The organism is Pseudoxanthomonas sp. Root630 (assembly GCF_001427585.1).
Lineage (GTDB): Bacteria > Pseudomonadota > Gammaproteobacteria > Xanthomonadales > Xanthomonadaceae > Pseudoxanthomonas_A.
The window spans coordinates 11988-35552 of record NZ_LMGY01000018.1 but is presented as its reverse complement, the minus strand read 5'-3'; the positions used below and the strand labels follow the sequence as shown (position 1 = coordinate 35552).

The 23565-nt window shown below is 68.6% G+C and carries 20 protein-coding genes; 8 read left to right on the top strand and 12 right to left on the bottom strand.

Features of this window, described 5'->3' with window-relative positions; translation table 11 throughout:
• Window positions 1-2: 2 nt before the first annotated feature.
• The 8 genes from ASD72_RS16875 to ASD72_RS16840 form a co-directional block, all read right to left on the bottom strand.
• Window positions 3-794 carry a glycosyltransferase family 2 protein gene (locus ASD72_RS16875; RefSeq protein ID WP_081420444.1) on the bottom strand — a complete coding sequence of 264 codons (792 nt, stop codon included), beginning with the start codon at window positions 792-794 and terminating at the stop codon, window positions 3-5.
• A complete protein-coding gene (locus ASD72_RS16870) occupies window positions 791-1987 on the bottom strand; it encodes a hypothetical protein (RefSeq protein WP_235578047.1) in 1197 nt (398 codons plus the stop codon). Before ASD72_RS16870 ends, ASD72_RS16875 begins: the two co-directional genes overlap by 4 nt.
• A gap of 89 nt (window positions 1988-2076) precedes the next feature.
• A complete protein-coding gene (locus ASD72_RS16865; protein ID WP_056881129.1) occupies window positions 2077-2718 on the bottom strand; it encodes a polysaccharide deacetylase family protein in 642 nt (213 codons plus the stop codon).
• Window positions 2719-2749: 31 nt separating this feature from the next.
• Entirely contained in the window at window positions 2750-3895 is a 1146-nt protein-coding gene (locus tag ASD72_RS16860; protein WP_056881128.1) for a glycosyltransferase, read from the bottom strand.
• 7 nt (window positions 3896-3902) lie between these two features.
• Window positions 3903-5249, bottom strand: coding sequence for a phenylacetate--CoA ligase family protein (locus ASD72_RS16855; protein WP_056881127.1), 1347 nt, complete (start codon window positions 5247-5249; stop codon window positions 3903-3905).
• Window positions 5249-6799, bottom strand: a complete 1551-nt coding sequence (locus ASD72_RS16850; protein ID WP_056881126.1) for an oligosaccharide flippase family protein — start codon at window positions 6797-6799, stop codon at window positions 5249-5251. Before ASD72_RS16850 ends, ASD72_RS16855 begins: the two co-directional genes overlap by 1 nt.
• Window positions 6796-8091: an O-antigen ligase family protein gene (locus ASD72_RS16845; RefSeq protein ID WP_056881125.1), complete on the bottom strand. Its 1296-nt coding sequence runs from the start codon at window positions 8089-8091 to the stop codon at window positions 6796-6798. The genes ASD72_RS16850 and ASD72_RS16845 overlap by 4 nt, the downstream gene beginning before the upstream one ends.
• A gap of 22 nt (window positions 8092-8113) precedes the next feature.
• Entirely contained in the window at window positions 8114-9181 is a 1068-nt protein-coding gene (locus tag ASD72_RS16840) for a polysaccharide deacetylase family protein (protein WP_081420426.1), read from the bottom strand.
• 183 nt (window positions 9182-9364) lie between these two features.
• Here ASD72_RS16840 and ASD72_RS21230 point away from each other — a divergent pair, with 183 nt between their 5' ends.
• The 6 genes from ASD72_RS21230 to ASD72_RS16810 are packed head-to-tail and all read left to right on the top strand — an operon-like array spanning window position 9365 to window position 16159.
• Window positions 9365-10045 (top strand): J domain-containing protein, encoded by a 681-nt coding sequence (locus tag ASD72_RS21230; protein WP_056881124.1) that lies wholly within the window; start codon window positions 9365-9367, stop codon window positions 10043-10045.
• Window positions 10046-10070: 25 nt separating this feature from the next.
• Window positions 10071-10682 carry a class I SAM-dependent methyltransferase gene (locus ASD72_RS21225; RefSeq protein WP_056881123.1) on the top strand — a complete coding sequence of 204 codons (612 nt, stop codon included), beginning with the start codon at window positions 10071-10073 and terminating at the stop codon, window positions 10680-10682.
• Complete coding sequence (locus tag ASD72_RS16825) at window positions 10675-11850, top strand: glycosyltransferase (protein ID WP_056881122.1); 1176 nt, start codon at window positions 10675-10677, stop codon at window positions 11848-11850. The genes ASD72_RS21225 and ASD72_RS16825 overlap by 8 nt, the downstream gene beginning before the upstream one ends.
• Window positions 11851-11878: 28 nt before the next feature.
• Window positions 11879-13939, top strand: coding sequence for an NAD-dependent epimerase/dehydratase family protein (locus ASD72_RS16820; protein ID WP_056881121.1), 2061 nt, complete (start codon window positions 11879-11881; stop codon window positions 13937-13939).
• Window positions 13923-15065, top strand: a complete 1143-nt coding sequence (locus ASD72_RS16815; RefSeq protein ID WP_081420424.1) for a GNAT family N-acetyltransferase — start codon at window positions 13923-13925, stop codon at window positions 15063-15065. Before ASD72_RS16820 ends, ASD72_RS16815 begins: the two co-directional genes overlap by 17 nt.
• The gene (locus ASD72_RS16810; protein ID WP_155944717.1) at window positions 15062-16159 is read left to right on the top strand and encodes a GNAT family N-acetyltransferase; all 1098 of its coding nucleotides are present in this window, start codon (window positions 15062-15064) and stop codon (window positions 16157-16159) included. Before ASD72_RS16815 ends, ASD72_RS16810 begins: the two co-directional genes overlap by 4 nt.
• A gap of 5 nt (window positions 16160-16164) precedes the next feature.
• On the opposite strand, the gene ASD72_RS16805 is transcribed toward ASD72_RS16810, so the two are convergent.
• The 4 genes from ASD72_RS16805 to ASD72_RS16790 all read right to left on the bottom strand — a co-directional run bounded on the left by ASD72_RS16805 (window position 16165) and on the right by ASD72_RS16790 (window position 20210).
• Window positions 16165-16794 (bottom strand): hypothetical protein, encoded by a 630-nt coding sequence (locus ASD72_RS16805; RefSeq protein WP_056881118.1) that lies wholly within the window; start codon window positions 16792-16794, stop codon window positions 16165-16167.
• Window positions 16791-18251, bottom strand: coding sequence for an oligosaccharide flippase family protein (locus ASD72_RS16800; RefSeq protein WP_056881117.1), 1461 nt, complete (start codon window positions 18249-18251; stop codon window positions 16791-16793). Before ASD72_RS16800 ends, ASD72_RS16805 begins: the two co-directional genes overlap by 4 nt.
• A gap of 41 nt (window positions 18252-18292) precedes the next feature.
• Entirely contained in the window at window positions 18293-19111 is an 819-nt protein-coding gene (locus ASD72_RS16795) for a class I SAM-dependent methyltransferase (protein ID WP_056881116.1), read from the bottom strand.
• 94 nt (window positions 19112-19205) lie between these two features.
• On the bottom strand, window positions 19206-20210 hold the full coding sequence (locus ASD72_RS16790; RefSeq protein ID WP_056881115.1) for an acyltransferase: 1005 nt from the start codon (window positions 20208-20210) through the stop codon (window positions 19206-19208).
• A 125-nt stretch (window positions 20211-20335) separates the two neighbouring features.
• Between ASD72_RS16790 and ASD72_RS16785 the strand changes: the two genes are divergently transcribed.
• Both ASD72_RS16785 and asnB read left to right on the top strand, forming a co-directional pair.
• Window positions 20336-21523 carry a glycosyltransferase gene (locus ASD72_RS16785; RefSeq protein ID WP_056881114.1) on the top strand — a complete coding sequence of 396 codons (1188 nt, stop codon included), beginning with the start codon at window positions 20336-20338 and terminating at the stop codon, window positions 21521-21523.
• Window positions 21524-21554: 31 nt separating this feature from the next.
• Window positions 21555-23537, top strand: coding sequence for an asparagine synthase (glutamine-hydrolyzing) (gene asnB, locus ASD72_RS16780; protein ID WP_056881113.1), 1983 nt, complete (start codon window positions 21555-21557; stop codon window positions 23535-23537).
• The last annotated feature ends 28 nt before the right edge of the window (window positions 23538-23565 follow it).

The following is a 23565-nucleotide window of genomic DNA, read 5'->3' as shown; positions in this document are numbered from 1 at the left end:
GGTCAGGCGGGCCTCGAAACGGGACTTCGCTTGCGCAACGCATGCGCCATGTAATGCAGCATGCACCACGCCGAACGCGGCAAGGTCAGCCCCTCGATCTGCCGGTAGATGCGCCACTGCCATCCCGCCGCGCGCAGTTTGTTCGCCGACACCGAACCGCCACGCACCAGGTAGTACGCCAGCGGCCGCGGGTCCGGCACACGCTCGGCATGGCCGGCGCGGCGTACGCGGTCGAGCCAGAACACGTAGTCTTCATGGCCCATCCGCTGGAAGGCCACCTCGCCCAGCGAGCGCGTGTAGATTCCGGTCAGGTTGCCGATGTGGTTGCTGTAGAGCATGCCCGCGTAATCCACGCGCGCCGGTGGCACCACCATGGTGAGGGCGCGACCGTCTTCGGCGACACGCTGGTAGGCGGTGTAGCACACGCGCGCGCCGGTGCGCGCCATGTGGGCGAGCTGGAGCGCGAGCTTGTCGGGGTCCCACCAGTCGTCACTGTCGAGGAAGGCGACGTGCGTACCCCGCGCTTCCTGCAGACCGCGGTTGCGTGCCGCCGCGACGCCGCCATTGGCCTGGTGCACGACGACCACGCGCGCGTCGCGCGCGGCATAGGCGTCCATGATCGTGGCGGAACCGTCACGCGACCCATCGTTCACCAGGATCAACTCGACCTGCCGATGGCTTTGCCCCAACACGGATTCGATCGACCGCACCATCGTGGCTTCCGCGTTGTACACGGGCATCACCACGCTGACCAGCGGCGCGTCGGTATCCGGCGTGGGCACGTCGGGGTTCATGCGGCGGCCTTCGCCTGCCGTCCACCGGCCCACGATGCGCGCGGCGGCGGCAGGTGGAAGTCGCGGTACTCGCCGGGATCGCCCTGCATGCCCGCCTCGGCCGCCTTGACGATGTTGTAGGCCTCGCGCGCGCTGACATAGTGCAGCACGTAGCGCAGGCCATCGTTGTAGGCCGATTCGAGGTAGTCGTGCATGGCGTCCACCGGCGGCCCCAGCAGGGTGTTCATGTCGCCCTCCTGCGTGCCATGCGTATGGATCTTCACGAACACCCACTCCGGACGTCCCTGCACATGCACGCCTGCCTGCACCCACGCATCGACGCGCTCGGGCGTCGGCGGCTGCCCTCCGCGCACGTCGGCGTTCTCGATGCGCGGCACCAGCCCCATGCGGCGGTCCTTCCAGTTCAGGCCCAGGGGGCCCTGGATGAGCATCAGGTCGCCGCTCGCCTGTCCGCCCACGCGCACCGGCACGCCGGTGTCGTGCGATTTGGGTGCATGCGCATCATCGGTGGCGTAGTAGATGCTGTTGATGGTGCGCGTCTGCGTGTCGCTGGGTGCCGACGGCAACGTGAAATCGGCGTAGCAGCCGAGCTGCCGCAGCAGGATCAGTTCGTTGTCCAGTCCGCACCAGCGACCATCGGGCCTCGAGTTGTCCAGGCACCAGTTGCCGTGGATGAAGCCGAAACGCAGTTCGCCGGTGTCGGGGTCGCGCGGCAGCGCGCCATGGCGTTCGTGCAGGATGCGACAGAACCGCGCCATACCCTCGTTGAAGTTCGCCTCGGTATCGTTGTCGTGGTGCAGGTGGACTTCGATTTCGCCGTAACCGTCGGAGCAGAGCTCCGACAGCTTGTCGAGATATTCGGGGACGTACTCTTCCTCGGGATAGAAGAAGCTGTGCTGCGGCGGCCGGCCGTCGGCATCGCGATGGCGGCCGGCGAGCGTACGGTAGTCGCGGCACCAGCGGTCCACGCGCTCCCGTTGCGTGGCTTCGTCCGCACCGTGCCACATGGGCTCGAAGTGGTCGACGAAGCAGAACATCACGTGCACGGGGCCCTGGGTCGCCGTCACCCGCGGCCGGCGCAGGTAGCTGCCGATCCAGATTTCCATGTTGCGCGAGCGGAGCAGCTTCCATACGGCAAGCGATGCCGCCGCGAGGACCGCCACTGGAACCGCCAGCCATACCAGAATATCCAAGCGTCCCCCTGCTCAATGCCGGCGTGCGCTCACGCCTCCGTCACCAACGAGAACGCGGCAACGGCGGCATACCGGCCATTCCGAAGCGTTCAGTGCAGGTGCGGCAGCGCGCGGAGCTCGAAGCCTTGCGCCTTCCAGGCAGGAATGAGTTCGCGCAACAGTGCGAGCGCGTGCTCGCTGTCGTCGTGCATCAGGATGATGTCGCCGCCACGCGGCGGATGGCGCTGGATCGTCTCCAACAGTTCCGGCACCGGGCGCCGACTGTAGTCCAGGCTGTCGTAGGACCAGTAGTCGATGCGGTGGCGACGTCGCACCAATCGCGCCAACATCGCCAGCGTCAGCACGCCCCGGGGCGGACGGAACGCATGCCGGTCACGGCCATCGATGCCCTTCAGCAAACGCTCGGTGCGCTCGATCTCCTCCAACTGCTCGCCCAGCGTCAGCGATTCGAAGCGAGGGTGCGAATAGGAGTGGTTGCCCAGCGTATGGCCTTCCGACGCGATCCGGCGCGCAAGCGCATCGTGGCGCTCCACCTCGCGCCCCACGAGGAAGAAGCTCGCCTTGACGCCATGTTCGGCCAGCAGGTCCAGCATCGCGGGCGTGTGCGCCGGGTGCGGGCCATCGTCGAAGGTGATGTAGAGACAGCGGGACGCATCCTTCGGCCCGGACGTGGTCAGCCAGCCGTTCGGCAGGAATCGCAACAATCTCAATCGGCGCGGGCGCGGATTCATGGCGATGCCGTCGGACGTATCTGGAAGTCCATCATACGCGCCCATGCACAGCCATCGCGGCGTGCAGCGGCACGCGCGGCGCCTGATAAAGACCGTGGTAACGCTCGGCCATGGTGCGGAACGATGCCTCGGCCTGGGCCCAGGCGTATCCCGCCTGCCCCATCGCCGACGCCTGATCGGCACTCCGCAGCAGCGCGATCAATGCGGTCGCGATCGCGGCGATGTCGCCCGATGGAACCAACCGTCCATTGATGCCGTGCCGTACGATCTCGCGGTTGCCGCCCACGTCGGTCGCCACGATCGGCAATCCCGACGCGCACGCTTCGAGAAGTGCGATCGAGTAGCCTTCGCTGGACGAAGACAGCGCGAACAGCTCCATGCCGGCCAGGAGCCGCGGCACGTCATGGCGGTCACCGAGGAAGCGCACCGCATCCGCCAACCCCGCCTGCACCGCCTGTGCCTCGAGCGCTCCACGCAACGGGCCGTCGCCGACGATCACGAGAACCGCTTCGGGCACCTGTACGCGGACCTTGGCGAAGGCGCGCAGCAGCAATGCGTGGTCCTTCACCGGCTGCAGGCGCCCGACGGTACCGACGATGCGACTGCCCGCGGGCAACTCGAGCTCGGCGACCAGCGCCCTGCGGGCAGAGGGATCGGCGCGGCTGAAACGCTCCAGGCGTATCCCGTTCGGCACCGACAGCAGGCCATGCCGGGGATGGACGCCGTCTTCGGCGAAGCGCCGTCGCGCTGCATCGCATACCGCGACGGTGTAGTCGGTGAAACGCATGCTCTGCCGGTACAGCCACGCGAGTCGGCCCGGACGCGGGCCGTCGCCCATGCCATGCCGTGTATTGATCATGCACCGTACCGGCAACCCGAGCGAGGCGAGCACGGCATAGTAGTGCGCCATCGCATTGTGGGTATGGACGACGGCATCGGGCGACTGCCGGATCAGCGCGCGCGCACGACGGAGCGCTCGCAGATCCAGCCCGGAGCGCTTGCCGCAGGCATCCACCCGCACGCCGCTGGCGAGCAGTTCTTTCGCCAGCAGCCCGAGCTTGAACAGACAGATCACCCGGCACTGGTGTCCCGCTTCGCGTTGGCTCGCGATGAGGTCCACCACGGTGCGCTCAAGGCCACCGCGATCCAGGTTCTCCACGAAATGCACGATCTCCACGCTTGCCTTACCCCCCCAGTTCGGACACGGTCACACGTTGCTTGCCGGTCGGCGTCAACGGAATCTCGTCCGTCAGCCGGAACTCCAGCGCCACGCTGTCGCCCACCACCTTCAGCAACTCGCCACGCACTCGCTCGATCACGGACGGATCGAAACCTTCGTCCGGCACGACCAGGATCTCGAAGGCATCCAACCGCTTCTGCACCACCTGGTAACGACGGATGCCGGTCGCGTACAGGAACGCATACACCACGTACTCGCCGGGGACGAAGCGACCATCAGGGGTGCGCAGCGCGTCCAGCTTGCGGCCATCCACCCGCGCCAGCCGCGGCAGTCCGCGTCCGCACGCGCACCGGCCGTGGCCAGGCGTGGCCAGGTCGCCATTGACGTAGCGGACCAGCGGCATGCCCAGGTTATGCAGATCGGTGACCACCAGCTCAGCGGGTCCGTCGCCGCCCGCACCCTCGCCGTGGCCGAGATCGACGACCAGATGATCGGTGTTGACGTGGAGGCCATCGCGATGCTCGCACTCCGCGGCGATGAGCATGAATTCGCGGCAGCCGTAGGTGTTGAACGTCGGAGCGCCGAAGGCTTGCTCGATGCGCTGCCGCTGCGCGTCGTGCAGCGCTTCGGCGGCACCCAGGATACGGACCGGCACATGCAGGCGGCGATCGTTGGCGATCAGCCAATCCGCCATTTCCACGATCGGCGCCACGTAAGACACGATGGTTTCGGGCCGGAACCGGTCGATCGCGTCGGCGTATTCGGCCATCCGCGCGCGATCCATCTCGAACGCGTTGAGCATGCGTCGGTTGAACGCCCCGTGGTAGAGGCGCTCCTTGCGCTTCTGCGCGCCGAGCGGCGTCCCCCACAGATACAGCGTGCGCTGCCCCAGGCGAGCCCCGGCCCAGCCATAGCCGCGCCACATGACCGCCACCCGGCGCTCGTAGCTCTCGCGGGTGTAGCCGAACTTCAACGGTTCGCCCGTGGAACCGCCCGTGGTCTTGTAAAGCAGTCCAGGACGATGCGTATCGGCGATCAGGCGTTCGAAGTTCGCCCGGATGGCGGGTTTGTCCAGCACCGGCAGCCGTGCGAAGTGCGCGCGGTCGCGGATGTCCTCCGGCGCGGAAATCCCCAGCGCCGACCAGGTGTCCCGGTAGTACGGCACGTGCTCCCAGCAATGCCGGAGCAACGCCTGCAGCTTCTGCCACTGCAAGGCATCGATCTGCTCGGGATCCCACCATTGCTGGCGCTCATAGTCGCGCAGGTACGCCAGCGTCTTGCGTCGGCGCAAGCCGGACTCGTACGCGGGGAACAGGACATGGCGGAAAAGCGGTTCGTAAAGGCTGACCATCAGGCACCCTCCCCTGCGCGCGCATGCGCCCACGCCAGCAACCGCGCACCGGCGTGCGGCCGACCGGCGGCGAAGCGGCGGTGCAACCATTGCAGGTGCTCGATGTCGTCACGGCTCCAGCAACGCAGCACCAGCGTGAACAAGGCATACGACAACACCAGCACAACGCCGCCGAGCAACACCGCAGCCCACGGCACAAGGTGTCCGCGCAGCGGCCAGGCCAGAGCGGCGGCGAGCGCGCCCGCCAGCATCACCCTGCCCAGGGCACCCCACGCGGGCTGCGCATGGCTGATCCGGCTCGCGAGCGCGACGTAGGACGTCGCATTGACCACCGCCACCGCCAGATAAGCGACCACGGCGCCGATCAGCGCGAAATGGGCGATCAGGATGGCATCCAGCGCCAGCTTCAGCACACCGCACACCACGACCAGCACAAGGATGCTGCGCTGGCGGTCTGCGCTGACCAGCAGGCTCGATGCGCCCTGGGTCATCGTCGTCAGGCACGTCGCGAACAGGCAGGCGGAAAACAGCGGGCCGGCCGCCCAGTACTCGCGCCCGTACAGCAGGTGGATCACATCGTTGCCGAACACCAGCCCGAATGCCATCAGCGGGGTCGCCAGCAGTGCCAGGTAATGGGTGGTGCCGACGAACCGGCGCGCAGCGACTTCCCTGCCCTGGCTCAGGGCGCCGGCCATCATCGGCAGGAGCAGTGCGCCGAACACGCCGGGCACCAGCGCCGCCGCGCCGACGGCCAGCTGGTAGGCCACCTTGAACTGACCCGCGTCATGGCTGTCGGCGTAGAGATTGAGGAACATCACCTCCACCTCGCTCGCCACCAGGAAGCTGACCGATACCGTCAGCGCCGTCCAGCGCATGTGATGGCTCATCCGGGTGCGCAACGCCGGGGGCAGCACCACGCCTGCGCGGCGCGGCGGCAGCAGGGGGCGAATCTGCCGCAGCGAGACCACGTAGAAGACGATGCCCGACAACGAGAACACCGCCAACAGCCACTCCACGGGCGCATCCAGCTGCCACGCGGCGATCACCAGCAGCAGGTTGATGGGGGTGGAGACCAGCGCGACGATCGCGGTGGCGCGGAAGTTCTCGAACCCCTTCGCGACGCCGATGTTGAACATGTAGGAGGAGCGCAGCACCACGCCCACCACCAGGAAGCCGAGCAAGAGCACATGGTTCATGCCCGGCGCGACGTGTTCGCCAGCGAAGATGAACAACGCCGCGCCGCAGGCCAGCACGAACAGCATGAAGACGCGTTGCGCGCGGCGCAGATAGCGCAGTACGTACGGTATCTGCTCCAGGTGGCCCGAACCGCGCAGTTCGGCGATGAACTTGATCGCGGCGCTGGCAGTACCCGAGTTGGTCGTCGCGACACCGATCGCCACCAGCCAGATCACCAGGCTGTAGGTGCCGAAGCCGTCGGGCCCCAGATGGCGGGCGATGATGATGGACGTGAGCATGCCCAACACGTACTCGGTGTACATGCCCACCGAGGAAAAGAAGGTGTTGCTGAGCGTGCGCGAGCGGTCGTTCATGCCATCGCCAACAGGACCTTGACGGTCAGGTACAACCCGATAACGCCGATTACGGCGTAAATGGGCCAGCGAATAAGGTCTTTCTCAAGGGAGAACTTCGGCAGGCTGGGATACGTGGCGCGCATCCGCGTGTAGTGCCCCACGACCAGCGCGACCAGCAGGTAGAGGATGACCACGTAGCTGCGACTGAGGAAGAACGCCGCCGTGAAGAAGCCCGTCAGCGACATCAGCAGGCACAGGCTCAATGCTTTGTCGGTCTTCCAGTCCTGCAGGGCCACCTCGTCGGGGACCTCGAGCGGCACATCGTCGATGATGTCGTCGCTGCGGTTCACGATGGCCAGCATCATGCGGAAGCAGTACCCGACGATCGCCAGCCAAACGGTGAAACCGACGATGCCGGTCTCGGCGAGTACCAGGACGAAGGAGTTGTGCGCCGTCAGTTCGTGCAGGTCCGAATAGCCACCGGCGCCGATGCCGAACACCGGGCTGCCGACGAACATCTGGATGCCTTCGTACCAGGACTCGACGCGCCCCATGGCCGAGGCCTCCGACACTTCCATTTCCTGCAGGCGCGAGGGCAGCATCATCAGCCCGCCCAGCGCGGCGACCCCCATCAGGCTCGCCATCGCCACGCCACGCGTACGCCACACGTACACGCCCAGCATGGCCACCAGTGCCAGCAGGGTGCCGCGCGAGTTCGTCAGGTAGCAGCCCCACACCAGCAGCACCGCGGCCGTCCACCAGAACAGCCGCTTGAGGCCCAGCCATCCCCCCCGGTTGCTCAGGTAGAGCGCCATCGGGAGGCACATCACGAACAGCATGCCCAGATCGTTGGGATCGTTGAAGATGCCGACGTACTGGATGCGCGTCCCCTGCGACAGCTCCACCCCTGTCCAGCCGATGCCCGTGCTGGCCTGTTCGATGCCGTGGACCGCAAGCACCGAGGCGCAGACCACGAACACACCCATGGCCACCTGCATCCGCGCGCGCGTGTCGACCGCGTTGGCCAGCAGGATGTAGGCCAGCAGCACCGGCGCGAACACGAAGAACACGAACAGTGCGCCCCCCATCCAGCCGTTCACCGCCTTGGACACCATGGCGATCAGCAGGAATGCCGGGATCAGCAGGTATTGCGGCTGGTTGAACGACTTGCGCTGGGACAGCAGCCAGAGCCCGGCCGCCAACACCAGCGCGATCGGCTGCAACGGCGGCCCGGGAGATTCCGCAACCGCGGGATAGTCCTGGGGCCGGATCAACACCAGCACCAGGTACATCAACACGAAATAGAACATGGTCCCCTGTGACTCCCCTGCCTCAACCCGTACGCAATCGCGAGGCGTAGGTGAACAATTCCGGCATCGCCATCATCGCCTGGAACCATGGCATGTCCATGTGTCGCTCCACCGGCAGCCGCGGCAGGGAGAACTGCGTGCGCGGCCCCGGATGGCCTACGCCGGCCACATAGCTGCAGGCCAGGTCGAAGCCGGCGGCGCGGACCGCCTCGACGGTGTCGTGGTTGAAGGCGTCGGGCCCGCCCACCGGATACGAAATGACGCGGGCCGGCACACCCAGCTCGCGCTCCAGCGCGCGCTTGGAATCCCGGACCTCATCCACCATGCGCGCCTGCGACAGCTTGGCCAGCATCCGGTGGTCGACCCCGTGGGAGCCGATTTCCATCCCGGCGCGCTGCATTTCGCGCAACTGGTCCCAGGTCATCGGGCGGCAGTCCGGGTGGCCCGCCGCACGCGAAATGCCCCAGTCGTTCTCCAGCCGCGCGACCAACGCCGCCTGGTCGTCGTCGTCCAGCAGCTTCACGCGATAGAGAAGGTCGGCGGCCTGGCGGCGGCGCTCGGGCAGCAGTTCCTCGATTTCCCAGTCGATGTCCAGCGCCGGCACCTGCAGCCGCTCGCCCGTCGGGGCCGAACACAGCATGTGCACCAGCCAGTCGTAGGCATAGGGGCGGCCGGAATCGATATGGCCCGTGGAAACGAAGAACATCGCCGACATGCCCAGATCGCGCAGGATCGGGAAGGCGATGCGGTAGTTGTCGTCGTACCCATCGTCGAAGGTCACGAGGGCGGCCCCCTCGGGCAGCGGTATCCCGCGCTGCAGGTGGTCCAGCACTTCGTCGAAGCGCATCGGCACGAAGTGCGCCTTCAGATGGCGCATCTGCGCCTGGAAGCCTTCCGCCGAGGCGCTGATCAGCTCGGGATCGAAACTGAAGCCCTCCGGATCGGCCGACTCCAGCACGCGGTGGTACGCCAACACGCGCACCTCCCCGCGCGCGCCTGGCCTCACGTGCTTCAGCAACGGCAGCGCACCCAACCGGTGGCACCAACGTGCCAGCAGTTGGCGGCGCCCCACGCGCGCCGCGACACTCATCGATGATCCCCTGGCCATCATCTTCCGCAGTCCGGCAACCTTGCCTGTACGGGTGAATACGCAAAAACAGGGCGCGCGCGGCCAGTGCGTCCGCTGGCCGGATCGCCCCTCCGATCACGTATTGGAGAGAAAGCGGACTACGCGCCGGGCAGGCGCCGACGGCGAAACAGGGGCGCCTCACCAATGTCGGACGACACCGACTTCGTCAGCATGTACGAAGAACTGGGGCTGGACGCCGAATGCGGCATGGCGGCGTTCAAGCAGGCCTATCGCCGACGCGTGGCAGTCCTTCACCCGGACATGCAGGGCGACGCCTCGGATCTGCCCCGCCTGCAACGCCTCAACCGGATGTATGAGGCCACCCTCGACTTCCATCGCATGCATGGCCGCCTGCCGGGTGCATCCGCACGGCTGGGCGATACGCGGTTCCCGCCACCGCCGGGCCCCGACCCCGACGACGCCGGCGGCATCGCCGACACGGAGGCGATGGAGCCTCCGCGTTCGCGCCGGCGCTATGTGCTGGCCGCGGCCCTGCTCGCCGCGCTGCTCTACTGGCTGGGCGCGCATCGCACGTCCATTCCCACCCTGGACCCTGCCGGGCCCGGCGACAGCGCCGCCGCCGCGTGGCAGCCACGCGCCAGCCAGCAGCTGGAACTGGGCATGGATACCGCGCAGGCGCGACGCATCCTTGGCGACCCCACCACCGAGCACGCCGGACGCTGGCAATACGGGCCGTCGTGGGTCGATTTCGAGTGCGGCAAGGTCACCGGCTGGTACAGCGCGCCGACCCGGCCGCTGGAGGTGGGCCGGGATTCCGCGCACCAGGCGACCGAAGGGCCGCATGGCGCGGCGACCTGCGGCTGACACGGACACGACAAGGAACGGGACCATGTGGAGCGATACCGCCAAACTGTTGAGGAAGGCCCAGCGCCGCCTGTGGATGAAGTACGCCTTGCGCGGCGTGGGCGGCAACGACAACCACGCGCGCCTGGAGCTGGCGTACCGCATGCCGGACCCCTGGAACATGGAGTCGCCGATGGAGCGCGCGCGCTTCGAGGCCACCAACCGGGTGATCGAGCAGGCCTTCGGCCGCGTCGGCTCGGTACTGGAGATCGGCTGCGGCGAAGGCCACCAGACGCAGCACCTGGCCAAGCTCAGCGACGAACAGTACGGGCTCGATGTCAGCCCCGCGGCCATCGAACGCGCGCGCCTGCGGCTGCCCCAGGCCCACTTCGCCGCCGCCGACCTGTTCCAGCAACCCTGGGGCGATGAACGCCACCGCTTCGACCTGGTCACCGCGTGCGAAGTGCTCTACTACCTGAGCGATCCCGCCGCGACGATCGCACGCATGCGCCACCTGGGCCGCGCCGGCCTGGTGACGTTCTTCGCGCCGGCCTGTGGCCGCGTGGGCCCCCACCTCGAGGCCATCCCCGGCCTGCAGAAGACCTGGATCCACCATGGCGGCACCGCCTGGCTGATCGGCTGGTGGCGCGATGAGTGATCCCTCGGCCGTCCTGCACGGGCGCGGCGTGGTGTATTTCGGCAACGACTGGAACGCGGAGAACCGTACCAGCAGCCATCACGTCGCCACCCGCCTCGCGCAGCGCATGCCCGTGCTGTACGTGGATTCGCCGGGCATGCGCGCGCCCACCAGTTCGGGGCGCGACCTCAAGCGTGCGTGGCGCAAACTGACGGCCGCGCTCAAGCCCCCCGTGCAGGTACGCGAGGGCCTCTGGCACTGCACCGTGCCGCAACTGCCGTTCCGCCGCATTCCCGGCGTCGATACGTTCAACCGGGTGTTCAGCCGCTGGGCCGTGCGCCGTGCCGTCCGCAAGGCGGGCATCAGCCGGTATCTGTCGTGGTTCGTCGTGCCGCACCCGGGATTCCTCGCCCATCGCCTGGGCGAGGATTTCTGCGTGTACTACTGCATCGACGACTACGCCGCGCATCCGGGCGTGGATGCCGACCTGATCGGCGGCCGCGACGAAACGCTGAGTCGCGAGGCCGACCAGCTGTTCGTCGCGCCCCCCGCGTTGCTGCCCGCCAAGCAAGCGCTCAACCCGACCACCACCTACGCGCCGCACGGCGTCGACCTGGACCTGTTCCTCACCGCGCGCGCGCCGGAGACGCCCGTCGCCGAAGGCGCGCGCGGGCTGGCCGGTCCCGTGATCGGCTACATCGGTTCGCTGCACGAGTGGATCGACGTCGAGCTGATCGCCTGGCTGGCGCAGGCGCGGCCGCAGTGGAGCTTCCTGCTGGTCGGCCATGCGGCCGCCGACGTGTCGACGTTGCGCGCGCTGCCCAACGTGCGCCTCGCCGGCCCGCAGCCCTATGCCACGTTGCCGACGTGGGCGAAGGCCTTCGACGCCGCGATCATCCCGTACCGGATGAACCGCCAGGTCGCCAATGCCAACCCGCTGAAGCTGCGCGAATACCTGGCCACCGGCAAACCGGTGGTGAGCACCTACAACCCCGAGATCGCGAAGTTCGCGCAGTGGGTCCGCATTGCCGAAGACCGCGAGGGCTTCCTCGCCGCGCTCGAACAGGCCCTGGCCGAAGACAGCGCCGCCGCCGCGGACGCCCGCGTGGCCGCCGTCGCCGCGCAGACCTGGGACCGCCGCGTCGACGACGTGCTGGCCACGGTCGCGCGCGCGCTCGCGGGCCGATGACACCCTATTCCATGATGATCCCTTCCCCATGACCCCACCTGCTTCCACCCGCCTGCGCGTCGCCCTCGTCGGCGCCGGCTATGTCGCCACCCACCACCTGGCCGCGCTCAAGCAACTGGATTTCGTCGACGTGATCGGCATCTGCGATCCGCAGCTGCCCGCCGCACAGGCGCTGGCCGATCGTTTCGGCGTGAAGCGCGTGGCCGCCCGCCTGGACGAACTCGCCGACCTGCAGCCGCAAGCCGTCTATGTCCTGACACCGCCGGCCTTCCATGCCGCCATCGCGTTGCAGGCGATGGAGATGGGCTGCCACGTGCTCGTCGAAAAGCCGATGGCCGATACCGTCGCCGATTGCGAGGCCATGATCGCCGCCGCGCACGCACGCAAGGTCCAGTTGGGCGTCAACCATTCCGACCTGTTCGATCCGGTGCTGATGCAGGCCGTGCAGACGGTGCGCGACGGACGCATCGGCGACGTGGTCTCGGTGGAGATCGTGCGCAATTCGGAGTACCCGCCTTACGCCGGCGGCCCGCTGCCGGGGTCGGTCACGCAGGGCTCCTACCCTTTCCGCGACCTTGGCGTGCATGGCCTCTACACGATCGAAGCCTTCCTCGGCCCGGTGCAGGACCTGCGCGTGGACTACCAGGCGCGCGGCACCGATCCGAACCTGCATTTCGACGAGTGGCAGGCGCACGTCCAGGCGCGTGACGGCGTGGGTCGCCTGCTGTTGTCGTGGAACGCGCGCCCGATGGAGAACCGCGTGTTCGTGCGCGGCACGCGCGGCACGATCGAAGTGGACCGCTTCCTGCAGACCTGCCGCATCCATCGCGTGCTGCCGGGGCCGAAGTTCATCGGCATCGTCGCCAACGCGTTCTTCAGCGCGGTGAAAGATGTGTTCCGCGTACCGTGGAATGTCGTGCGCTTCGCCACCGGCATGCTCAAGCCGTCGCCGGGCATCCGCCGCGGCGCCGTCGAATTCGCCCACGCCGCGCGCGACAACGCTCCCCCGCCGTTCACCGGCGACGACGCACTGCGCATCGCACGCCTGCTCGAACCGGCCTGCGCCGCGCCGGATGCCGAGCGCATCGCACTCCTGGAATCGCGCTATGTCGATCTGCCGCCCGCCGATGTGCTGGTGACCGGCGCCGCCGGTTTCCTGGGCAAGCGCGTGGTGGCGCGCCTGCGCGAACAGGGCAAGACCGTGCGCGTGCTGGTGCGCAGGCCGGTGGCCGCGTACACGGCCGACGCCGGCGTCCAGACCGTCGTGGGCGACCTGGGCGATCCGCGCATCGTCCGCCATGCCGTGCACGGCGTGCCGCGGGTCTACCACGTGGGCGCGGCGATGCGCGGCGGTCCGCGCGATTTCGAGGCGGGCACCGTCTGGGGCACGCGCAACATGATCGAGGCGTGCGTGGCGGCATCGACGGCGCGCCTGGTGTACGTCAGCTCGATGAGCGTGTTCGACCACGCCGGCCGCGATCCCGCTGCGGTGATGACCGAATCCTCGCCGCTGGAACCGCATCCCGAGTGGCGCGGCGCCTATACCCAGACCAAGCTCTCGGCAGAGCGCATGGTGCTGGACGCCGTCGCACAGCACGGCCTGCCCGCCGTCATCGTGCGACCGGGCCAGATCTTCGGCCCCGGTGCCGAGAAGGTCACGCCGAACGGCGTGATCGGCCTGGCCGGCCGATGGGTCGCCGTGGGCGATGGCGCGATGGCGCTGCCGCTGGTCTACGTGGACGACGTGGTCGACGCGCTGGTCTGCGCCGCCGAAGCGCCGTTGCCCACGCAGCGCGTGTTCAACGTGGTGGATACCTCGCTGGTGACGCAGCAGGACTACCTGGCACGGTGCCGCCGCAAGCTGGGCGACGAAGTCAAGGTGCTCCGCGTGCCGCGCTGGATGTTCATGCTGCTCGGCTTCGGCGTGGAGCAGCTGGGCAAGATCCTGCGTCGCGACGTACCGCTGACGCGCTATCGCGTGCGCTCGCTGCGCCCGCTCGCCAATTTCGACACCACCGCCGCGCGTACGGACCTGGGCTGGACGCCCCGGACCGGCGTGGAGAAGGGCCTGGATGCAACGTTCGGTTGAGAGCGGCACGCCGGCCGCACGTTATGACGTGCGGGTCGAGCGGCTGCCCGACATGGAGGTGCTGGAAGCACGCTGGCGGTCGCTCGAAGCGCGCAGCCGCGGCAGTTTCTTCCAGAGCTGGACCTGGATCGGCACGTGGTTGCGCACGCTGTGTCCCCGCGCGCGTGCGCGCCTGCTGACCGTCAGCCAGCACGGCGAGCCCATCGCGCTCGGCGTCGTCGTGGAGCAGCGGCGCGGTTTCGCGCTGGGCCTCAAGCACGTGCGCCTGCATGAAGTGGGCGACCGCACCCTGGACAGCATCACCATCGAATTCAACGGCCTGCTCTCCGTGGACGGCCGCGAGCACGATGCGCTTGCCGCCTGCATCACCCATTTCGACCAGCACGAACGCCACTGGCTGACGTTCTACCTGCCGGGCATCGACATGGACGACATCCCGCTGGAGCGGCTTCGTTCCCCGCGCCTGCGCCTGCAGGTGAAACGAAGCCCGTCCCCATACGTGGACCTGGCGGGCTTGCGCCACGATGGCAACGACTACGTCACCGCGGTTCCGGGCAGCCGGACGCGCGCGCACCTGCGCCGCACCGCGCGCAGGCTGATCGAAACCTGCGGGCCGCTGGCCTGCGCCGTCGCCACGGGCACCGAGGAAAGACTGGCCTTCTTCGATGCCCTGGTGCATCTCCACCAGGCCCACTGGGACGAGGACGCCGGCGAACAAGGCGCATTCGGCGATCCGCGGATCGTCGCGTTCCATCGCGCCCTGATACAGGCGTCGTCTCCGGAGGCGGGCGTGCACCTGATGCGCCTGGAAGCCGGCGACATCGTCGTGGGCTATCTCTACCACCTGGTATGGCGCGGCACCGCGTATTTCTACCAGGCCGGCATCGACTACCGGCGCATCGGCCGGACAGGCAGCCCAGGACTGTTGCTGGTCACCACTGCCATCAACGAGTTCCTCGGAAACGGCTTCGACCGTTATGAGCTGATGGCCGGCCAAGCCGAGTACAAGCGCTCGCTGGCGAGTGCGGAAGGCAGCATGGTGTGGCTGAGCGTGGATCGGGTGGGCTGGCGGGCACGCATCGTCGATCTGTACCGGCGCCGGCGCGACCGGGACGCCGCGCCGTGAGCGCGCCGCGCATCCGTCTTCGTTCGTTGGGCGAACTCGATGCGGCGGATTTCACTGCCTGGGAGGGCCTGGCGCGCGCGAGCCCGGCCGGCATCCCCGCGTTGCTGCCGGGCATGGTGCAGGCGGCGGCGCGCTGGCTGACACCTGACGCACCGCCAGCCGTCCTCACGGTGGAAGGTGGCGGCGAGCTGCTCGCACTGACCTGTCTCCAGCGTCGCGCGCCCAACCTGTTCGTCCCGCTGCCGCATTGGCGTGCGTATCGCCATCCGCACGCGTTCCAATCGGGGATCCTGCATCGCGCCGGCGAAGCCGACACGGTCGCCGATGCGATCGCCGGCCTCATGCGCCAGGGCAGCTGGCGTGAGCGCGCGATCTCCTGGCACAGCGTCGCCGCCGACAGCGAAATCTGGGGCGCGCTGCGCACCCGGCCGGGCCTCCACTGGAAGCAGACCGCATTCTCCCGTCGTCCGGTCCTGCGCCAGCATCCGGACGACGTGCCCGCGGCGGCACGGGTCCGGCCGGCGATGGCGAAGGATCTGCGGCGCAGGTTGCGCAGACTGCAGGAACGCGGCGACGTCAGCCTGCGGATCCTGCAGGGGGCGGACGCCGACGTCGCGGCGGCCGCACGCCATCTGACGCTGGAGGACGCCGGCTGGAAGGGGACCCGGCGCAGTTCGATGCAGGCCTCGCCCGCGGAGCGTGGCTTCTTCCTGGAGATGACCGCGCGGCTTGCCGGGGGCGCCCACATGGTGTTCGTCGAAACGCTCTGCGGCACCCGCGTCGTCGCCAGCAGCAGCAACCTGCGTTGCGGTCGCGTGCTGGGTGGTTTCAAGACCGGCTGGGATCCCGAGTTCGCGGCCTGCAGCCCCGGCAAACTCAACGAGTGGCATCTGCTCCAGGCGCTCGACAGCCACTGGCCGGACCTGAGCATGTTCGACAGCCAGGCCCAGGAATCCTCCTACCTGGCCGACATGCTGCCGGAAAGGCAACCCATGGTGTCCGGCATCCTGCATGCAGGCGCGCTCCATCGCGGCGCCATCACCGCTGCCCGCCCCTTACGACCCCTCGCGTACCGGCTCGGCCACGACGACTGACGCGCTCACGCCATCTGCGCGCGATGCCATGCCAGTTCTTCCGGCGTGAGCAGGATGCGCGGCGCGTCCGCCCGGAGCCCGCTGGGCGCCGGCAAACCCGCCGGGGGCGCGCTTCGCCAGAACCACCGACCGCCAAGGCGCAGGCAGCGCACGGTGCCGAAGCGCTCGAAACCGAGTGCGCGGTGGGCACGCAGCGACGGCACGTTGGAAACGCTGACGTCCGAGTAATACACCATCGGTGTCGCTTCGACGTCGATGCCGGCCCCCATCATCGCGATCAGCAACCTGCGCCCGCGTCGCTTCGGCACGACGAACGCATCGCGCAGCCACACCTGCGACGTCGAAAGGGGGATCTGCCATGCGAGTTCGTCGAAATAGCGCGGTACCCCGTGCAGTGCCCAGAACCAGGCGATCAGTTCGCCCCGCTCGTCGATGCCGAAACAGCGCATGCCGTAGTCGAACCGACGTTGCAGCCGTTCCGGCCGGCCCGACATGCCATTCGCGCGATAGGCCGCGACCAGGCGGCCGAGGTCCTCGTTGCGAAGTTCGATGAACTGTTGGCCTTCGTCCATCAGCCGCGTGCGCTCGGTCGCGGCGGGCCTGCGCAGCAGTGCGATTGCATCGAATCCGATCACGCGTCCCCCTTCCGTCGCTCGCGCATCCCTGGCAGGAATCGCGAAAGGCCCAGGGCCTCGGAGGCATCGACGACGAGGTCGCGCGCGCCTGCCCACAAGGCGCCACCATACACAATCGCACCGACGGCGATCTCCGCAGGCAGTCGCAGCGCACCCGGCAGCCGGTCGCCCGCCGCATGCCGCCATGCCAGCACCACCAGCACCATCACAGCGCATGCCAGGGCCATGCAGGCCAGCGCGCGCGCCAACCCGTCCAGGCGCAGGCCATCGCGACGACAGGCGTGCACCGTCAATCCCCACTGCAGCAACGTCGCCACCGCCACGCCGGCCGACGCGGCGACCACCCCTGCGCTCGACAGCGCCCACAGCGCCACCACCAGGGTGGATACGGCGGCGGCCTCGATCGCCATCAGGCGGTGATTGCGTGCATGCGCCGCCAGGAACGACGACAGGATGAAGCTGCCCGCCGCCGGCAGCGACGCGATCGCCAGCACGCTCAACAGCGGCGCCACCTGGCCCCACGTCGGCGGTAGCAAGGTCGCCACCAGGGTGGGTGCGCATACGGCGAGGCCGGTCGCCATCGGAAACAGGAACAGCGCGGCGAACGCCAGCGCCCGGACCATCAGGGCGGACCGGTGCTCCGGCGCCGCCCGTACGACGGCCGGCACCATCACGGCGCCGACATGCCCGCCCACGTACACCGCCGGCAGCTGCGCCAGGTTGAACGCCATGCCATAGCTGCCGGCGTCGTGCGCCCCCAGCAGCCGCAGCATCAACGGCTTGTCCCAGTAACGCGCGCCTTCGCTGAGCACGATCTCGCCGGTGACCGGCGCACCGAATCGCAGCACATCGCGGACACGTGCCGCCGTCACCCGGACCGGGCGCAGCCAGTCGCGCCACGGCACCGCCGTGATCGTCGAGAGAGCCACCACGCAGGACTGCACGATGAAGGCGACGATCATGGCGTGGCCACCCAACCGCGTGGTGCTCACCAGCGACACGGCCACGACGGCGTAGGCGACATCTCCCAGCGCAGTACCCAGCGCGATCCGGCCAAAGCGCAGCTCCCTCGCCAGCAGCTTGCCGGGAATCGCCCCCAGCCTGCGGATGCCGATGCCGAGCAACGCACCCGGCAGGTACTCGGCCACCCGCGGCGCCTGGATCCACAGGGCGAGCGAAGGTGCCGCCCACCACAGCAACGCGATCATCGCGGCGCCCGCCAGCAGGTAGACCAGGGTGGCGGTGAACACCGCTTCACGCCCCTCGCCGCCCCGGACCACGACGTACTGCCCGCATCCCCATGCCGCGATCCAGTTGCCCGTCAGCGCGATCACGGTCGCCACGGTGACTTCCGCCACGATATCCGGCGTCAGGTGGCGCGCGATCAGCAACGTGCCGACCAGGCCCACCGCGCGCCCCAACAGCCCGGCCACGATGCCGTAGGCCGCCGACGACACGATCCTGCCGAATCCTCCCGCAGCCCCCCTGTCGGCCACCGTCATCCCGTGCCGGTCCCGGTGGTTTCGTTCGGTCCATCGGTCCGGATCACCAGCCACTGCTGCCAGGGGAACGCCCATTGCAGCAGGCCCGCGAAAGGCCCCGCAAAACGCAGCGCGCGCCTTCGCTTGACCCGGTAGACCGCCAACGGCACATGCTCCTGCCCTTGCAGCCATCGCGCGATGACCCAGGGCGGGGTCGACCACGGGTGGCCCGGCGTGCGCCGCCAGTCGCCGAGGAACCGGCGCGAATGGTAGTCACGCAGGCGGAACGGACTGGGCGTCGCGAGGAACAGGTAGCCGCCCGGGCGCAGCACGCGCAACAACTCGCGGACGAACTGCTCGCGGGCTGCCGACGAGGTGATGAACTCCAGTACCGAGACGCAGGTGACCAGGTCGAACGACCCCGACGCGAACGGAAGCGGCTGGCCCGCAGGGACATGCTGGAACGACACCTTCTCCGGCTCCAGGTCGTGCCCCAGCGCGCGCACTTCGGCCGCCTCCAGCGTGGAGGCATCCGCGTCCACGCCGATCACCCGCTTGGGCGCCAGCGCGGACAACGCGAGCGCCACCGTGGTACCGCCGGTGCCGCATCCCACGTCCAACACCATCGCGGCCGTCGCGATGTGATCGGCCAGCAGCATGCACAGGCCGGCCGCGTGCATCTGCACGCGGTTCACTTCGCGCATGAGGAACGCCTCCGATGCGGGCGCCGCGGCGGCGTCGGGCGCCTGGGCCGCATCGCCCGCATCGTGGATGTCCCGGCTCGCGGAACCGCGCTGGATCAGCTGCTTGAAGCGGGTGAGATAAGGTTCCTTCATGACCGGGTCCTTTCCGGGATGGCATCGGCGTGGCGGCATCCTGTGCCGTGCAGTGACCGGCACTCGGGGTGCCGGTCGTCGTCGGGTGCGGTATTCATCGATGGGGCAGCGTCTGCATCCGCCGCGCCTTCCAGGCATCGCGTATCCACTGCATGGCCGGGCGTTCGACCACATTGTGCAGCAACGTGGCCAGGACCAACGACGCCAGCGCGGCGATGCCGCACGCCAGCCATGCGGGGATGCCGTGCCGCTCCAGGTGATGGATCACCACGAAGCCGATCGCCTGGTGCACCAGGTAGAGCGCGTAGGAAATCGCGCCCAGGAATGCGAAGAAACGGGAATCGAGGAAGCTCAGCTGCCCCCGCACGAACAGCGCGAAGACGGCGCAACACGCCAGCGCCACCGGGAAGAAGATCGGCCGTTCGCCCACCGCGATGGCCAGCAGCGCGAGCCCGATCATGGCCAGGTTGAGCCGCCGCTCCGCCGGGTACCGGTGCAGGCGGTAGAACAGGATGCCCAGCGCGAAGAACGGGATATACCGGAGGATCATCAGCTCGCGCACCCAGTACGAGAAATGCCAGTGCTGCTTCTCGCACAACCCTTCCACCGTGGCCAGCAGCAGCCAGACCCCGATGATCCAGTGGATGCGCCGCAGTTGGCCGACCATGAACCAGAACAGCATCTGCATGTAGAAGAACAGTTCGATCTGCAGGGTCCAGTAGGAACCATCGAGGTGTTCGACGCCGAGGATCTCCTGCACCATCGTGAAGTTCAACAGCCATTGATCCAGAGGCAACTGCTGGGACGGCAGGCCGACGCTGTAGACGACGGCGCTGGTGATGAGCATCGCCGCCCAGTAACCGGGGAACAGCCGCGAGAACCGCGAGACCACGAAATCCGCGGCGGCACGGGTGCGTTCCAGCGTCATGAAGATCACGAACCCGCTGATCAGGAAGAACAGGTACACGCCGTAGTTGCCGAGCCGCAGGTTCGCCGGCAGCCCCCCGACATGGCCGATCTGTTCCTGATAACGCGTTGTGAAGTGGTAACCCAGCACGGCGACCGCGGCGATACCGCGCAGGGCGTCCAGTTCGACCATCCGCGAGGGCGTAGACGATTCGTGACCCACCCTGTTCCCCTGCATCGGCTTGTTTCGGCTCCTACAACGCCAATCGCGCCGTGCTGCGGACAGCCTCGCCCCCTTCCTCCGTCCAGCCCTCCCGCATGCGCATCCTGATCGTCACCTCCCAGTTCCCGATCGCCGGGGAACCCAACCGCGGGCGCCCGGTGTACCAGACCGTCCGCGAGCTTTCGCGCATGGCGCAGGTGAAGGTCCTCAGCCCCATCGCCACCTACCCGCGCTGGGCGCAACCGCGCAGCTACCTGTACCGCGCGGCCGACCCGGCCCCCGTGGCACCGGGCTGCGACGTGGACTACCTGCCCTACCCCGCGTTGCCGGCGGTGAGCCGCCCGTTCAACGGGCACCTGTGCGCACAGGCGCTGTCCAGGCCGGTACGGGCGTTCGCGCCGGACGTGGTGCTGGCTTACTGGCTCTACCCCGACGGCTATGGGGCGATGCGCGCCGCGCGCGCGGCCGGCGTGCCCTTCGTGGCCGGCGCGCGCGGTTCGGACCTGCGCGTGCGCGACGCGATCAGCCGTCGCCTGACCCAACCGGTGGTCCGCGCCGCGCAGCGCCTGCTGGTGGTCAGCGAAGACCTGGGCCGCGTCGCCGTTACCCAGTACGGCGCGGACCCGGAGCGCATCCGGGCGATTCCCAATGGCTGCGATGCCGCGCAGTTCCATCCGGGCGACCGCCGCGCCGCGCGCGACGCGCTGGGATTGCCGCAGGACGCGGACGTCGTGCTCTACGTGGGTCGCCTGGTGCCGGAGAAGGGCCTGCGCGAACTGCTGCATGCCACGCGCCGCCTCGCCGCCACGCGGCCGCGGGCACGCGTGGTGTTCGTCGGCGACGGCCCCCTGCAGGCAGAACTTGCGGCCGCGCTGGTCGCCGAGCCCGCACTGCCCCTGCACCTGGCGGGCAGCCAGGCCCCGGCCGAGGTCGCGCAGTGGATGGTCGCGTCGGACCTGGTCACGCTGCCGAGCTATTCCGAAGGCCATCCCAACGTGCTGGTCGAAGCGCTGGCCTGCGGCCGGCCCGTCGTCGCCACGCCGGTGGGCGGCATTCCCGAGGTGGTGGACGCGGCCAGCGGCCTGCTGGTGCCGGCCCGCGATGCGGATGCACTGGCCGAGGCGCTGGCCCAGGCACTCGACCGCGACTGGGATGAGGCGGCGCTGGCGCGACGCTTTTCCCGCGACTGGCAGCAGGTGGCGCGGGAAACGCTGCTCGTCTGCGAAGAAGCGGTCGCCGGCACGCGGACAGCGCGCGCGGCATATGCGGCCGATTCGGCCTGACACGGACACGGACAGACAGGGGAAGCGGCACATGTGCGGAATCGCGGGTTTCATGGGTCCGGATGTCGTCTCGACGAGCGCGCGCGATGCGCTGGAGCGGATGATCCATCCGCTCGCGCACCGCGGCCCGGACGGCTTCGGCTTCCATGCGGCGCCCAGCATCGGCCTGGCGCATGCGCGCTTGTCGATCATCGATCTGTCCACCGGCGACCAGCCCATCCACAACCCGCGCCGCACGGTGTGGACCGTTTTCAACGGCGAGATCTTCAACTTCGTCGAACTGCGCCAGATGCTGGAGGCCAAGGGCCACCACTTCTATACGCAGTCGGACACCGAAGTGATCGTGCACCTGTACGACCGGTACGGCGAGGATTTCGTCCAGCACCTCAACGGCCAATTCGCCATCGCGCTGTGGGACGCTGAGCGCCAGCGCCTGGTGCTGGCGCGCGACCGCGCCGGCATCCGGCCGCTGTACTACACGCGCCAACGCGGCCGCCTGTGGTTCGCCTCGGAGGTGAAATCGCTGCTCGCCGTGCTGCCCGAGTGCGCGCACCTGGAAACGCAGGCGCTGATGCAGACGCTGACGTACTGGGCGCCGGTGGATCCGGAAACCCTGTACCAGGGCGTGCAGAGCCTGCCGCCGGGGCACGTGCTGACGGTCGAGCGCGATGGACGCCAGCACATGCGCAGATACTGGGACTGGACGTTCCCGGACGCGCAGGAGACCTCGCCCGCGCGCTACCCGCTGACGCTGGAACAGGCCACGGCCGAGCTGCGCGAACTGCTGGTCGATGCCGTCCGCCTGCAACTGCGCGCGGACGTCCCCGTGGGCGCCTACCTCAGCGGCGGCCTGGATTCCTCCGGCATCGTCGCCCTGATCCGTGGTTTCACCGACACGCCGGTGCGCACCTTTTCGGTGGCCTTCGAGGATGGCGAATTCGACGAGAGCGCCTACCAGCAGGCGATGGTGCGGCACCTCGGCACCGAGCACACCACGCTGACGTGCACGCGCCGCGACATCGGCGAAGCGCTGCCGCGACTGATCCGCCACACCGAGACGCCGGTCCTGCGCACCGGTCCCATCCCGCTGATGCTGCTGGCGGGCAGCGTGCGCCGGCATGGCTACAAGGTGGTGCTGACCGGTGAAGGCGCCGACGAGGTGTTCGGCGGCTACGACCTGTTCAAGGAAGCCAAGATCCGCCGCTTCTGGGCACGCCAGCCGGACTCGCGCATGCGTCCGCGCCTGCTGGAGAAGCTGTACGGTTACCTGCAGAACTCGCCCGTCAGCAACCCGGCGTTCGCGCAGTCGTTCTTCGGCCAGGGCATGGAACACCTGCACCGCCCGATCTTCGCGCACGTGCCGCGCTGGACCACCTCCCAGCGTGCGCTTGCCTTCCTGTCGCCGGAACTGCGCGCCAGCGCCACGCAGTGGGATCCGCTGGGCGCCTACGAGCAGACGCTGCCGCCGGAAGTCGCCCGCTGGAACGATCTTGCCCGCGACCAGTACGTGGAGGCGAAATCGCTGCTGGCCGGGTATCTGCTGTCCTCGCAGGGCGACCGCGTGGCGATGGCCAACTCCATCGAAGGGCGTTTCCCCTACCTGGACCACCGCGTCATCGAATTCGCCAACCGCCTGCCGCCCAGTTTCAAGATACGTGGCATGACCGAGAAGTACCTGCTCCGGCGCGCGCTGGCCGACCTGCTGCCGCCGGACATCGCGCAGCGGACCAAGCAACCCTACCGCGCCCCGGACAGCCAGAGCTTCTTCTTCGACGGCAAGCCGCTGGACTACGTGGCCGACCTGCTGTCGCCGGAGTCGATCCGCGATGCCGGGTATTTCGATGCCGCCGCGGTAGGGCGATTGGTGGAAAAATGCCGGCAGGGTCGGGCAACGGGGTTCGGCGACAACCAGGCCTTCATGGGCGTGCTGTCGACGATGCTCGTGCACCGGCAGACGGTCGAGGCACGCCTCGCACCGGCGGCCCCGGCACAGCCTTCCGGCGCGATCGCGTAATACCGGCCACGCGGCATATCGAGGGGAT